Origin of the sequence: Candidatus Palauibacter sp. (assembly GCF_965222475.1) — a bacterium.
Classification (GTDB): domain Bacteria; phylum Gemmatimonadota; class Gemmatimonadetes; order Palauibacterales; family Palauibacteraceae; genus Palauibacter.
Map to the genome: position 1 here is coordinate 1 of NZ_CBDCUB010000003.1, position 12,488 is coordinate 12,488.

The window sequence follows — 12,488 nt, forward strand, 5'->3', positions numbered from 1 at the left end:
ACGCTCACGGGGCTGTCGGAGAACACGTCCCACCAGGTGCAGGTGCGGGCCACCAACGCCGAGGGCACGGGCGACTGGTCGGACTCGGGCAGCGGCGCGACGGACGCGAACGCGGCCCCGGCGTTCACGTCGGATGCGGAGTTCGACGCGGCGGAGAACCAGACGGCGGCGGGCACGGTGCTGGCGACGGACAGCGACACGGAAGACGACATCACCGGCTACGCGATCACGGGCGGGGCGGACCGGAACCTCTTCTCGATCGGGGCGACCTCCGGGACTCTGACGTTCAAGACGGCGCCGAACTTCGAGGACGCCAAGGACATTGAGAGTGTCGATCCGGCCAATGCCGCCGGCAACAACCAATACGTGGTGGTAGTGCAGGCGACCAGCGGCGCGGACGAGCGGGAGAAGACGGCGACGCAGACGATCACGGTGACGGTGACCGACGTGGCCGGCGAAGCGCCGGGCAAGCCGGCCGCACCGGCGGTGGCGGCGGCGTCGGTGTCGAGCCTGACGGTGAACTGGACGGCGCCGCCCAACGCGGGTCCGGCGATCACCGACTACGACGTGCAGTACCGGGAGGGCACGAGCGGGGACTGGAGCGACGCGGGCCACGCCGGCACGGCGGTCACGGCGACGCTGACGGGGCTGTCGGAGAACACGTCCCACCAGGTGCAGGTGCGGGCCACCAACGCCGAGGGCACGGGCGACTGGTCGGACTCGGGCAGCGGCGCGACGGACGCGAACGCGGCCCCGGCGTTCAGCTCGTCGGCGACGTTCGACGCGGCGGAGAACCAGACGACGGCGGGCACGGTGCTGGCGACCGACTCCGATGCGGGCGACGACATCACGGGCTACGCGATCACGGGCGGCGCGGACCGGAACCTCTTCTCGATCGGGGCGACCTCCGGGACTATGACGTTCGACGATGCGCCCAACTTCGAGGCACCTTCGGACGCCAACACGGACAACACCTACGTGGTCGAGGTGACGGCGACGAGCGGCGCGGGGGAGCGGGAGAAGACCGCCACGCAGACGATCACGGTGACGGTGACCGACGTGAACACGGAGGCGCCGGGCAAGCCGAACGCGCCGATGGTGTCGGCGGCGTCGGTGTCGAGCCTGAGCGTGAACTGGTCGGCGCCGTCCAACGCGGGCCCGGCGATCACCGGCTACGACGTGCAGTACCGGGAAGGCAACAGCGGGGACTGGAGCGACGCGGGCCACACCGGCACGGCGGTCACCGCGACGCTCACGGGCCTGTCGGAGAACACGTCGTACCAAGTGCAGGTGCGCGCCACCAACGCCGAGGGCACGGGCGACTGGTCGGACTCGGGCAGTGGCGCGACGGGCGCGTCCTCCAACGCGGCGCCGTCGTTCAGTTCCTCGGCGACGTTCGACGCGGCGGAGAACCAGAGGACGGCGGGCACGGTGCTGGCGACCGACAGCGACTCGGAGGACAAGATCGAGCGCTACGACATCACCGGTGGGGCGGACCAGGCGTTCTTGTTGGTCATCGCGTCGTCGGGGCATCTGGAGTTCAGAGTTGCGCCGAACTATGAGGACGCGAAGGACCAGGGCAGCAACAACACCTACGTGGTGGAGGTGACGGCGACGAGCGGCACGGGGACGCGGGTGAAGACCGCCACACAGACGATCACGGTGACGGTGACGGACGTGGGCGGCGAGGCGCCGGGCAAGCCGGGCGCGCCTACGGTGTCGGCGGCGGCGGTGACGAGCCTGACGGTGAACTGGTCGGCACCGTCCAACGCGGGTCCGGCGATCACGGACTACGACGTGCGGTACCGGGAAGGCACCAGCGGGGGCTGGAGCGACGGGGGCCACAGCGGCACGGCCACCTCGGCGACGCTGACGGGCCTCTCGGCGAACACGTCCTACCAGGTGCAGGTGCGGGCCGAGAACGACGAGGGCACGGGCTCGTGGTCGGACTCGGGCAGTGGCGCGACTGCGGGCGCCAACGCGGCGCCGTCGTTCAGCTCACCGGCGACGTTCAGCATGGAGGAGAACCAGACCGTGGCGGGCTCCGTGCGGGCGACCGACAGCGACGCGGGCGACAACATCACGGGCTACGCGATCACCGGCGGCGCGGATGAGGCGTTCTTCTCGATCGGGGCGACGGACGGGGCGCTGACGTTCGACGCGGCGCCGAACTACGAGGACGCGAAGGACGAGGGCAGCAACAACACCTACGTGGTCGAGGTGACGGCGACGAGCGGCACGGGGACGCGGGTGAAGACCGCCACACAGACGATCACGGTGACGGTGACGGACGTGGGCGGCGAGGCGCCGGGCCAGCCGGGCGCGCCTACGGTGTCGGCGGCGTCGGGGACGAGGCTGATGGTGAACTGGTCGGTGCCGTCCAACGCGGGTCCGGCGATCACCGACTACGACGTGCAGTACCGGGCGGGCACGAGCGGAAGTTGGAGCGGCTGGGGTCACAACGGGACGGGGGTCACGGCGACGCTGACGGGCCTGTCGGGGAACACCTCCTATCAGGTGCAGGTGCGGGCCACCAACGCCGAGGGGACCGGCTCGTGGTCGGATGCGGGCAGTGGCAGGACGGCGAGCCCCCCGAGCGGCGGCATCTGCGACCGCACGCCGCGCGTCCGCGACCGCATCGTGGCGCTGCTGAAGAACCGGCACAGCTACAAGGGCGACTGCTCCAGGGTGACCGACGAGCAGTTGGCGAAGCTGGAGTCGCTGGACCTGGGCCGCAACTCGAGCACCGAGGACGAGTTCACGATGAGCCTGCAAGGGCACGACTTCGAGGGGCTGGTGAACCTCAAGCGACTGTACATGAGGGAAACCGGGCTGCGGTCGCTGCCCGCCGGGGTGTTCGACGGGCTGACGAAACTGGAGGAGCTCGAGCTGAACGAGAACAAGCTGCGGTCGCTGCCGACCGGGGTGTTCTCGGACCTGCGATCGCTGGAGAGTCTGAAACTACACGATAATCCGTCACTGCGGTCGCTCCCCTACGACGAGTTCGAGGCGCTGCCGGACCTGACCTATCTGCCGGTGGACCTGAAGGGCCGCAGGAAGCTCCAGGTGGACGGCGGCGAGGGCGACGCAAGCCTCGATGTCGCGGCGGGAGGCACGGCGACGTATCGGGTGCGCCTGATGGCCACGACCAACGCCAGCACCTCCAAGCCCGTAAAGGTGACGGTAAGCTCGGACGTGAGCGCGGTCACGGTGTCGCCGGCGACCCTGAGCTTCACGAAGGAGGACTGGTTTCGGCGCCAGACGGTGACGGTGCGCGCCACGGCCTCGGCGTCCGGCACGGCGAAGCTGACCCACGCCGCCGATGGCGCGTATTACGCCTACGACCGGTGGCCGCTGCCGAAGGTGACGGTGACGGTGGTGCAGAGCTCCCAAAGCGGAGATGCGGCGGGGCTGACGGCGGAGTTCGAGGGGTTGCCGCGGGAGGGACACGGCGGCGGCGAGACCGCGTTCAGCTTCCGGATCGCGTTCAGCGAAGACGTGGCGACGAGCGCGGATGACATGCGCGACCATGCGTTCGAGGCGAGCGGCGGCGCGGTGCGCGACGCCAGGCGCCTGGAGAAAGGGAGCAACAGGATGTGGGAGATGACAGTCAAGCCGAACTCGAACGGCCCGGTGACGATCACGTTGCCGGCAACGACCGACTGCGGCGCGGACGGCGCCATCTGCACCGGAGATGGCCGCCCGCTGTCGCACGCGCTGTCCGCGATGCTCCGCGGCCCGGCGGGGACCACGGAGCAAGACCGGGCCGCGGGCTTCTGCTCCGCGCTGGCCGGCGGAGACGACATCACCCCGGCAACGGTGGCCGCGGCGTTGTGGGGGGACGGGGACATGAGCGATGACCGGCTTGCGGCCCTGGACAGTCTCGGGAACGGGAACGGAAGCTATGACCTCGGCGATCTGCTCGCCTGGATGAACCGCTGCCGGCGGGGCGAAGGACCCGGGTCGGCCGCCGACGGCGCGGGACCGTCCTCCCCGCCCCCCGCGCTGCCCCCTTCGCGGACGGAGAAAGGGGCCAGCCGCCGGCGAAGGGGCGCGCGCGGCCCCGCCCGCAGGCGCCGGAAGGCTCCCGAGACACCCGCCGCCGGTTCCCGGACCCGGCGGTCCGGGTGGTTGCGGACGGCGCTGCTGGCCGCGCTGGTCTCGGCCTGGGGCTGCGGGGACGGCATCGTCGGCCCGCGGGCTGACGCACCCCGGCATGACGGACCCATCGCGGCGGTCGTGGATCCCGGCCCCCTGCACGTCCGGTTGACGGCCCCGGCCGGTGCCCGCGACATCGGAGCCATGCTCGTGATCGAGGGTCCGGCCATCGACTCGGTGCGGGCGCCGGGCCTCGAGATGTTCGAGACGGACGAATCGTCCTCGATGCGGCGCGAGGTCGTCATCGCCGGAGCGCTCCCGCCGGACGCGCCGGTGCTGCGGGTCTGGGTGCCCCACCGGGGCGACCAGGCACGCTACCGCGTCAGCCTGCTCCAAGTCGCGGCCGAGGACTTCACGCTTGGGGACCCGGAGGACTACGCGGTCGCCATCGGGCGGTAGGGCGCGGGGCGCCCGAGACGAAGCAGAGAAGCGTCGAGGGAAGGATGGTGTGAGAGGGGGCGCGCCGGCCGGCGCGCCCCCTCTTTCCGTTTGGTGTTCCCGGGGAACCGGCTCGCCCCGCCTCGCCCGCGGCCCCCGATCCGGTCCTCGAGGACGGTCCGGCCCCCACGGACCCCTGACACCCGGCCCCACGCCCGGTCCCGGCTGCCCGCGACGGCGGCGCCGGAAGCCCCGGCACTCCCCTTCCGCCGCACCGCGCGGACGGCCCGGCGTCGGCGGTGCCCATCCCCCCGCCGGCCGCGCTTCGCGACACCCGTTCAACGGGTTCCCCCAAAGTGCTCGCGGGGGTGCTCCGCCACCGCATTGGCGGCGGCCTCCCGGACAGGACGGACACGTCGGACAACATCGGACGGGACAGACACTTAGGAGATTTCCTAAGAATTGACTTCCTCGAAGAGGCCCTTTCACCGTTAGGGGTCTTGACACGGTTGGAACGGCAGTCATGCAGACGCTGGAGGATCAATTCAACACACGGGTGAATGCGTTCCCGGAAGAGACGGGCATGAGTCCGACGACGCTCGGAATGAGGGCCGTGGGCGACCCGAACCTGATGCGCCAGATCGCGGGCGGCCGCTCGCCGTCGCTCAGGACGGCGGACCGGGTTCTGGCGTTCATCGCGGACCACGGCACCGGCGCGGGCGGCACTTGGGACCGGCGCCGCGCCCATCGGCGGCGGAGGCATCCGGCGTGGGCGAGGAAGACCAGGAGGAGTCGAGCGATGACCAAGCGACAGAGCAAGAGGAGAACGAAGCCGGCGCCCCGATTCCTGCGGGTGTCGGAGGTGGAGGCCCGGACGGGCCTGTCGCGGAGCACGATCTACGACTGGTCGGCCGAGGGGCGCTTCCCTCCGGCGATCCGGCTGAGCAAGCGCGCGATGCGCTGGGTCGAGGCCGAGGGGGTAGGCTGGCTTTCCCGGCGTTGGGCGTCGAGGCCCAAGTGGAAGTTCACGGCCCCGCCCCGCAGAACGGCCAGGCTGTAGCCCAGCCGGAAGTCTCGGCCGTATTCAGAGGTCGTGACGCCTACTCGGCCATGGCCCTTTGGGTCCGGGCGTTCGGCGCCTTGAGGCGGGCAAACCACGCGATGTCGCTCATCGCTTCAGCGTCATCGTCCCGCTCCTGCGAGACAAGATCCGCCTCGGTGGCGCCGTCCAGCACTGCGTGATCGACCCTCCCCTCGGGCAGGCTTCCAGGATCGTCCGGATCAATCGTCACGCGAGTTGCGCTCATGTTTCCGACCTTCTTCCCGTTGGACTTGCACGCAGCAGGCTCGCGTCGCGTTGTAGGCTAATGGCCCACCGTCGTCAAGCTGGCGGCGTTCGATGAACTCGCGTAGCCCGCAGGCCGGTGGGCAACTCCGGGCAGGTGGCGGTGCTGCCGGTCGCCTTCTAGGGTCGAAGGACCATGAGCATCAAGGCGGAATACCGGGATGGGGTCTTCGCGCCCCTGCAGGAGGTCGAGGAGTCCACACCCGGCAAGGTCTACGAAGTCTTCTCCGAGGGCGAGCTGAAACGGCTTGCGGCGGACGTTCCGTGGCTGAAGGGCTCGGGGCGCAGCTTCGAGTTCTGGGAGAACGAGGAGGATGCCGTCTACGATAGCCTATAGGCGGGGCGACATCGCTCTCGTCTCCTTCCCCTTCACCACAGGTTGCGCGACCCAACGGCAAGTTAGGTACCTAGCCTCGGGATACCTTGGAGCACCGGGGCAGCCCTGCGTGGCGGGTTTCTCAGTGCAGCAGCAAGGGAGAGTTGAATTGAAATGCGGAGCAGATATCAGCCAACTCTGATTCCCGCGGCGGCCCTCGCTGCCTGCGGGGGAGACCCCCTACTCACCGGCGAGGCCCAGGTTCAGGTCCGAGACAGCGCCGGGGTGCGGATCGTCGAGTACGTGACAGTGCCGGAGGTCGAGCCGCCCTTCGCCCTTGCAGCGGAACCGCTGTACCGGCACGGGGCGAACCCCGGCGACTACGAATTCCAGTTCGTCGACGCCGGACGACTCTTCCCGGATGGAAGCGCTGTCGTTGCCTGGTACAGCGAAGTGGTCGTCTTGAGTCCGGACGGGACGACGCACGAGGTGCTCGCCAGGGTTGGAGAGGGGCCGGGCGAAGTCATCTCCCCCTACTCGGTGTTCGTCCTGGGCCAGGACAGCGTCCTCGTGCCCGACGATCGTCAGTCTCGCCTCACTCTCTTCGTCGGCGATTCGGTCGCGCGCATCGCGAGCCTGCCTCGGGCAGCGCACTTCGGTGTGGCGGGGATCGGTGCATCCGGTGAGCTGCTGCTCATGGACCGATTCCCCTACCGTTCCCGGGTCGATATAGAGGAGGAGTGGCTCGCCGGGCACATGACCCTGTTCGATATCGAAACCGGCGCCCTCGACACGGTCGCGTCGTACGACCACTTCCACCGAGAGCGATCGGGGCAGCCGCGGCCGATCATCCGCCCCGTTGGCGAGGTCACGGTCGCTGCCGGGCGGTTCGTCTACACGAGGTCCGACAGGCCCGAAATCACTTGGCGTATGCCGGACGGCAAGGTAATCCGGATCGTGCGTTGGCGGCCCGAGCCCACCCTGCTGACCGAGGAACTCCTGGAGGGCGGCGAGGCCTACAACCGGATGATCGGCCGGAGGCACTACGGAGTATCCGATGCCCGGCTCGATGAGATGATCCAGGAAGACATGTCCCGGTATCGCGCCATGATCGGCCAGCCGATACCGCGCTTCGGTTCCCCCTTCGCCGACGCCGACGGCAACGTATGGCTGCCCTCCTACCGGCCGGCCTACCCGGAAGAGGGGTCGCCGTACACCGTCATTTCCCCGGACGGGGAGTGGCTGGGACAGGTTGAGACTCCGCCCGGGTTCCGCATCCTCGACGTGGCCGGAGGGCTCGTCCTCGGCGTGCTCAGGGATGAATTGGACGTGGAGAACGTCGTAGTGTACGGGTTGGTAGAATGAGTAGACGCATCCAAACGGCGTGAACGGCCGGTTTCGCCGCCAGCGCGTTGCGGGACGGCGCTTACCTGACAACCGAGTGCGCTCGAAGGTATTACGTTGGTTTGCCACTGCGGCAAACCTTGGACAAGACCGGGATGAGGTGGAGGTCTCATGAAACTCAAGATCGTCGTTCATCAGGCGGAGGAAGGCGGCTACTGGGCGGAAGTCCCGGCCATCGCGGGCGGTTGAGGGTTGCCTGTCCGTGGACTTGCTCGACATCCCCGTCTCGGATACGGACAGGGTTGTCGAGATTGCGGTGTGAAGACTCTCAGCGGCAAGGATTTTTGCAGATTGATCGAGGCCCGCGGATGGATGAGTCGGAGCGATAGGCGCCTTGACCGGCCAGCCTGCGAGCTTGCATGATATTGTACGTCAACCCGAAACACGGATGCCAGACATGCCGAACCAGCTCGTCCAGGCCCGCATTGACGGAGCCATAAAGGAGGAGGCGGCCACGGTGCTGGCGGCCATGGGCCTGACCGTCTCCGGCGCGTTGCGCCTGCTGCTGACCAAGGTCGCCCACGAGAAAGCGCTGCCGTTCGCGCCGCTGGTTCCCAACGCCGCCACCATTGAAGCGATGAGGGAGGCCCGCCGGGGCAACCTTCCGCAGTTCGCCAGCGTAGAGGACCTCTTCGACGATCTGCGTGCGGACGATTGAGCGGACCAGCCGGTTCAAGCGCGACTACAAGCGCGAGTCGCGGGATCGGCACCGGGCATACCTCGACGCCATCCTGGCCGCAGTCATGGATACCCTGGCCAACGACCGGCCGCTGGAGCCCCGGCACCACGACCACGCGCTGAGCGGCGAGTGGGGAGATTTCCGCGACTGCCACCTGAGGCCGGACCTGTTGCTGATTTACCAGAAGTCCGGGACCGATATTCTGCGTCTGGTGCGTCTGGGCTCCCATTCGGCACTGGGTCTCTAACTCCCGTCCGAGCTGCTCCTGAACCCGAATCACCGCTCACACATCGGGCAGATCGAAAGAGCGCCTGTAAAGGTGGGGCGGCGGCTCGTCGCGGAGGACGCGGCCGTCTAGCGGAGGCGGCCGGTCTGTACCGCCGACCTCGGTTCGTCGAGGAGCGTGCGGTGCAAGGGCTCGATGAAGCCGCTCGACTCGGACGACCCGTCCTGGGGGGTCGGCGAGGCTGGCCGTCGGATGCCGTTTGCGCACGGACTGCGGGCGCCGAGGCCGGCGGGTCCGCGCTCATGTTTCCGACCTTCTTCCGGTTGGACTTGCACGCAGCAGGCTCGCGTCGCGTTGTAGGCTAATGGCCTACCGTCGTCAAGCTGGCGGCGTTCGATGAACTCGCGTAGCCCGCAGGCCGGTGGGCTACTCCGGGCAGGTGGCGGTGCTGCCGGTCGCCTGCTAGAGTCGAAGGACCATGAGCATCAAGGCGGAATACCGGGATGGGGTCTTCGCGCCCCTGCAGAAGGTCGAGGAGCCCACGCCCGGCGAGGTCTACGAAGTCTTCTCCGAGGGCGAGCTGAAACGGCTTGCGGCGGACGTTCCGTGGCTGAAGGGCTCGGAGCGCAGCTTCGAGTTCTGGGAGAACGAGGAGGATGCCGTCTACGATAGCCTATAGGCGGGGCGACATCGTTCTCGTCTCCTTCCCCTTCACCGATCTGACTTCATCCAAGCGACGCCCCGCGCTGATCCTTTCCCCGGATTCCTTCAGCGCCGCCGGAGAGGATCTCGTGCTGGCGGCCATTACCTCCCACATCACGGACGATCCGAACGCCGTGCATCTCCGGCGGGGCGACTTCGCGGAAGGTGGACTTCCCAAGGCATCGATGGTGAAGACGACGAAGCTGTTTACGATGCACTCCTCGCTCGTTGCCAAGCGAATCTGCGCTCTCAGGATCGAGAAGATGGAGGAAGTCCTGGCGTCATTGCGCGGGTTCTTCTCCTGAGTCGGACGCGCTAGCTGTGAAGTGTGGAGTGATGCGCCAACGGGTTCACTGCATCGCTTTAGTCGCAGCGGCTATGCTTGGTCCGCCAAGTCTCGCCGCGACTCCGGCGTGCTCATCCGGCGCTCCAGGGCCCGCTCGAAGCTGACGAGACGGCGAATCAGCGCGTTGTAGCGGGAGTGGGCGTCCCCCGGGTGTTCGTCTCCGATGGCGAGATAGAGTTCGATTTCGGGGGTGTGCGCCAGCGGCGGCGGCGAAGGGATGTCGAATCCGGCAGCCCGCATTCGAGACGATCCCACGGAAACGAGCAGTGCTTCCACGGTGGCCTCGCCCCGCTTCAGGGCTTCGATACCCGCAGCCACCAGGACGGCGCCGGGCAGATCGGCGGGGATGCTCATGGGCCGATCTTGTCCGCCGCTCGAAGCACCCTGTCGCGGAAGCTGGCAGGATCGCGCCCCCTTGTGGGACATGTCCATGCCCGCCTTCTTGCGGCCCAGCGTGGGCGCCGGCGTCCCGTCCACGTCCACGTAGGCCACCGGCCCCGGCAGATCCCGGCCCCGCCCCCGCCACAGCTTGGGCCCGGCCGCGTTGACGCACTCCATGAGCTCGATCACGCCGGACTCGGAGAAGCGCCGCGTGAAGTCGCCCGCCGCCGTCGGACTCGGGATCGGCTCCGCGCCCAGCGCGTCCATGTACGCCGCGTCGTGGCGCGGGCCGTTCAGATCCTCCAGCCGCGCGCCCCCGCACAGCAGGTTGTAGGCGATGTCCGGCACATGGTCGGACTCGTGGTACGGCAGGTGCCGCTGCAGAAGCTCCAGGCGCCGGTCGATCTTCCCGCGCCAGCCCCAGCTTCGCCACCAGGCGCCGCACCGCGCCGATGCCGCCGTAGCTCATCGCGCTCGTCCGCGCCCCGATCTCGTAATGCACCATGCCCGCCCCGAACACCGGCTTCGGCCGGCAGCCCCGCCGCCTCGCCCTCGCGTGCCGGGCCTTCACCCTCCGCTTCCGCCGGGCACTGTTCCTTCGGCTCTGGCCGTGCGATATTCTCTTTACCGGAAAGGCCTCCTGGTTGGGACCGGGCGTCCGCGCCCGAATCCGCTATCGACAATCAGGATAGGCCTTTCCGGTACTTTTTTTGACAGGGGTCCGCAGCGAATCGCGCTTGTCTTGGGTCTAGGCAGGGCGACAATCCGGGAGCGGGCGGCTCGCGGCGAGAGCCCGGCAGCCATCGCGGTGCGCTTCGGAATCCCACGGTTTCTTCGTCGAGGCTGCGCCGGAGCCCGATTTTCACCCGACCCGCACCACTTAGTCGGCAACCCAAATCGCTAGTGTAGTGTCGCAGAGATGAGATGGTCAATGGGGGAAACACGTGCTATCTTCGGCGCATGCCCAAGATACGAAGGATCCGGTTGCGGCCCGGGGACCGCGAGGAGCTCGAACGGCGGGTTCGAGCCCGGAAGACCCCGCAGCGGCGCGCCGAGCGCGCCAGGATCGTCCTCGGTTCGGCCAGCGGCCTGTCGGGCCGGGCCATGGCCCGGAAGTTCGGCCTCTCGCTGCCGACCGTGCAGCGGTGGCTGGACCGGTACGAGGCCGAGGGTCTCGCCGGACTGGAGGACCGGCCCCGCCGGGGCCGTCCGCGAACGAGCATCACGCCGGAGGTGGAGGCTGAGATCGTGCGCCGGACGCTGGAGGAGAAGCCTCCGCGGGGGACGCACTGGAGCACGCGCCTGATGGCGGAGGCGGCCGGGGTGCACCACAGCCAGGTGGCGCGGGTGTGGCGCGCGCACGGGCTGAAGCCCCACCTCACGCGCACCTTCAAGCTCTCGACCGACCCGGAGTTCGTGGAGAAGCTCCGCGACGTGGTGGGGCTGTACGTGGACCCGCCGGAGCGGGCGGTCGTGTTCGCCTTCGACGAGAAGAGCCAAATCCAGGCGCTGGACCGCACGCAGCCGGGGCTTCCGTGGAAGAAGGGCCGGTGCGGCACGATGACGCACGACTACAAGCGCCACGGGACGACGACCCTGTTCGCGGCGCTGGACGTGGCGACCGGGGAGGTGATCCACAAGTGCATGCCCCGCCACCGGCACCGGGAGTTCCTCCGCTTCATGGCCGAGGTGGAGACGCGGGTCGATCCGGAGCTGGACCTTCACGTCATCCTCGACAACTACTCGACGCACAAGCACGGGAAGGTGGAGGCGTGGCTGGAGAAGCACCCCCGGGTGAAGTTCCACTTCATCCCCACGTCGTCCTCGTGGCTCAACCTCGTCGAGCGCTTCTTCTCGGAGCTGACGCAGCGCCAGCTCAAGCGGCTCGCCGTGACCAGCGTGAAGCAGCTGACCGACACGATCACGGCCTACATCGACGACCGGAACCGGGACCCGGCGCCGTTCAAGTGGACCGCCGCCGTGGAGGACATCCTGGCGAAAGTGAGCCGTGCGAACGCCACTTTAGCGACACTACACTAGGAGGTCAGTTGTGGACCTGCAATGCACGGCGGTGTTCCGGAGAGTGCCTGAAGGCTACATCGCCTTCATCGAGGAATTTCCCGGTGCCAACACCCAAGGCGCTTCCCTCGAAGAAGCTCGGACGAACCTTCGCGAAGCCGTCGCTTTGGTCGTCGAAGCCAACCGGGTCATGGCCCGCAAAGATTCCGGCGGCGGGGCGGTCATCAGAGAGCCGATCACCGTCACGGCGTGAAGCGCCGGGACTTGCTGTCGCACTTGGCGCAGCACGGGTGCTCCTTCCTGCGTGAGGGCGGGAACCACACCCTCTACATCAACCAGATGGCCCAGAAGGTTTCGACGATTCCCCGGCACAATGAGATCAACCGGGACCTCGCCAGAAAGATCTGCAAAGACCTGCAAGTTCCCCGGCCGCGAGACAGCTGAATGCGGACGCGGCAACTCGATTTCCACCCGACCCCATACGCCTCGGGAAGCCCCGATCGTCGATCCTGGGCGATCCTGGAGCCCGCTGTT

General features: G+C 68.3%; 12 protein-coding genes and 2 pseudogenes. 12 read left to right on the forward strand and 2 right to left on the reverse strand.

Annotation, left to right across the window (positions count from 1 at the left end; genetic code table 11):
* A partial coding sequence (locus ACOQPP_RS07810) for a fibronectin type III domain-containing protein (RefSeq protein ID WP_420636231.1) occupies positions 1-4,557 on the forward strand: 4,557 nt, incomplete at its 5' end.
* A 562-nt stretch (positions 4,558-5,119) separates the two neighbouring features.
* Positions 5,120-5,596 carry a helix-turn-helix transcriptional regulator gene (locus ACOQPP_RS07815; RefSeq protein WP_420636232.1) on the forward strand — a complete coding sequence of 159 codons (477 nt, stop codon included), beginning with the start codon at positions 5,120-5,122 and terminating at the stop codon, positions 5,594-5,596.
* 40 nt (positions 5,597-5,636) lie between these two features.
* On the opposite strand, the gene ACOQPP_RS07820 is transcribed toward ACOQPP_RS07815, so the two are convergent.
* Positions 5,637-5,843 (reverse strand): hypothetical protein, encoded by a 207-nt coding sequence (locus tag ACOQPP_RS07820; protein ID WP_419166664.1) that lies wholly within the window; start codon positions 5,841-5,843, stop codon positions 5,637-5,639.
* Positions 5,844-6,017: 174 nt separating this feature from the next.
* Between ACOQPP_RS07820 and ACOQPP_RS07825 the strand changes: the two genes are divergently transcribed.
* The 7 genes and pseudogenes from ACOQPP_RS07825 to ACOQPP_RS07855 all read left to right on the forward strand — a co-directional run bounded on the left by ACOQPP_RS07825 (position 6,018) and on the right by ACOQPP_RS07855 (position 9,513).
* Positions 6,018-6,218 carry a hypothetical protein gene (locus ACOQPP_RS07825; protein ID WP_419166663.1) on the forward strand — a complete coding sequence of 67 codons (201 nt, stop codon included), beginning with the start codon at positions 6,018-6,020 and terminating at the stop codon, positions 6,216-6,218.
* Between the two features lie 153 nt (positions 6,219-6,371).
* Complete coding sequence (locus ACOQPP_RS07830; protein ID WP_420636233.1) at positions 6,372-7,562, forward strand: hypothetical protein; 1,191 nt, start codon at positions 6,372-6,374, stop codon at positions 7,560-7,562.
* A gap of 150 nt (positions 7,563-7,712) precedes the next feature.
* A pseudogene (locus tag ACOQPP_RS07835) lies at positions 7,713-7,863 on the forward strand (type II toxin-antitoxin system HicB family antitoxin).
* 135 nt (positions 7,864-7,998) lie between these two features.
* Positions 7,999-8,259, forward strand: coding sequence for a type II toxin-antitoxin system RelB/DinJ family antitoxin (locus tag ACOQPP_RS07840; protein WP_419166661.1), 261 nt, complete (start codon positions 7,999-8,001; stop codon positions 8,257-8,259).
* Complete coding sequence (locus ACOQPP_RS07845; RefSeq protein WP_420636234.1) at positions 8,246-8,527, forward strand: type II toxin-antitoxin system YafQ family toxin; 282 nt, start codon at positions 8,246-8,248, stop codon at positions 8,525-8,527. The genes ACOQPP_RS07840 and ACOQPP_RS07845 overlap by 14 nt, the downstream gene beginning before the upstream one ends.
* 457 nt (positions 8,528-8,984) lie before the next feature.
* Positions 8,985-9,185 carry a hypothetical protein gene (locus ACOQPP_RS07850; protein WP_419166659.1) on the forward strand — a complete coding sequence of 67 codons (201 nt, stop codon included), beginning with the start codon at positions 8,985-8,987 and terminating at the stop codon, positions 9,183-9,185.
* The gene (locus tag ACOQPP_RS07855; protein ID WP_419166658.1) at positions 9,163-9,513 is read left to right on the forward strand and encodes a type II toxin-antitoxin system PemK/MazF family toxin; all 351 of its coding nucleotides are present in this window, start codon (positions 9,163-9,165) and stop codon (positions 9,511-9,513) included. Before ACOQPP_RS07850 ends, ACOQPP_RS07855 begins: the two co-directional genes overlap by 23 nt.
* A gap of 452 nt (positions 9,514-9,965) precedes the next feature.
* Here the strand turns inward: ACOQPP_RS07855 and ACOQPP_RS07860 are convergent.
* A pseudogene (locus ACOQPP_RS07860) lies at positions 9,966-10,605 on the reverse strand (IS1380 family transposase); the annotation flags it as partial.
* 290 nt (positions 10,606-10,895) lie between these two features.
* Between ACOQPP_RS07860 and ACOQPP_RS07865 the strand changes: the two are divergent.
* From ACOQPP_RS07865 to ACOQPP_RS07875, 3 genes are read left to right on the forward strand one after another with little or no spacing between them, the layout of a single operon-like run.
* A complete protein-coding gene (locus ACOQPP_RS07865; protein WP_420636235.1) occupies positions 10,896-11,975 on the forward strand; it encodes an IS630 family transposase in 1,080 nt (359 codons plus the stop codon).
* Positions 11,976-11,985: 10 nt separating this feature from the next.
* Complete coding sequence (locus ACOQPP_RS07870; protein ID WP_420636236.1) at positions 11,986-12,207, forward strand: type II toxin-antitoxin system HicB family antitoxin; 222 nt, start codon at positions 11,986-11,988, stop codon at positions 12,205-12,207.
* Entirely contained in the window at positions 12,204-12,398 is a 195-nt protein-coding gene (locus tag ACOQPP_RS07875) for a type II toxin-antitoxin system HicA family toxin (protein WP_420636237.1), read from the forward strand. Before ACOQPP_RS07870 ends, ACOQPP_RS07875 begins: the two co-directional genes overlap by 4 nt.
* Positions 12,399-12,488 lie beyond the last annotated feature (90 nt).

Excerpts from the sequence above, each read along its gene's own strand:
- ACOQPP_RS07815 (WP_420636232.1), top strand. The coding sequence starts at position 5,120 with ATGAGTCCGACGACGCTCGGAATGAGGGCCGTGGGCGACCCGAACCTG.
- ACOQPP_RS07820 (WP_419166664.1), bottom strand. The coding sequence starts at position 5,843 with ATGAGCGCAACTCGCGTGACGATTGATCCGGACGATCCTGGAAGCCTG.
- ACOQPP_RS07825 (WP_419166663.1), top strand. The coding sequence starts at position 6,018 with ATGAGCATCAAGGCGGAATACCGGGATGGGGTCTTCGCGCCCCTGCAG.
- ACOQPP_RS07830 (WP_420636233.1), top strand. The coding sequence starts at position 6,372 with ATGCGGAGCAGATATCAGCCAACTCTGATTCCCGCGGCGGCCCTCGCT.
- ACOQPP_RS07840 (WP_419166661.1), top strand. The coding sequence starts at position 7,999 with ATGCCGAACCAGCTCGTCCAGGCCCGCATTGACGGAGCCATAAAGGAG.
- ACOQPP_RS07850 (WP_419166659.1), top strand. The coding sequence starts at position 8,985 with ATGAGCATCAAGGCGGAATACCGGGATGGGGTCTTCGCGCCCCTGCAG.
- ACOQPP_RS07855 (WP_419166658.1), top strand. The coding sequence starts at position 9,163 with ATGCCGTCTACGATAGCCTATAGGCGGGGCGACATCGTTCTCGTCTCC.
- ACOQPP_RS07865 (WP_420636235.1), top strand. The coding sequence starts at position 10,896 with ATGCCCAAGATACGAAGGATCCGGTTGCGGCCCGGGGACCGCGAGGAG.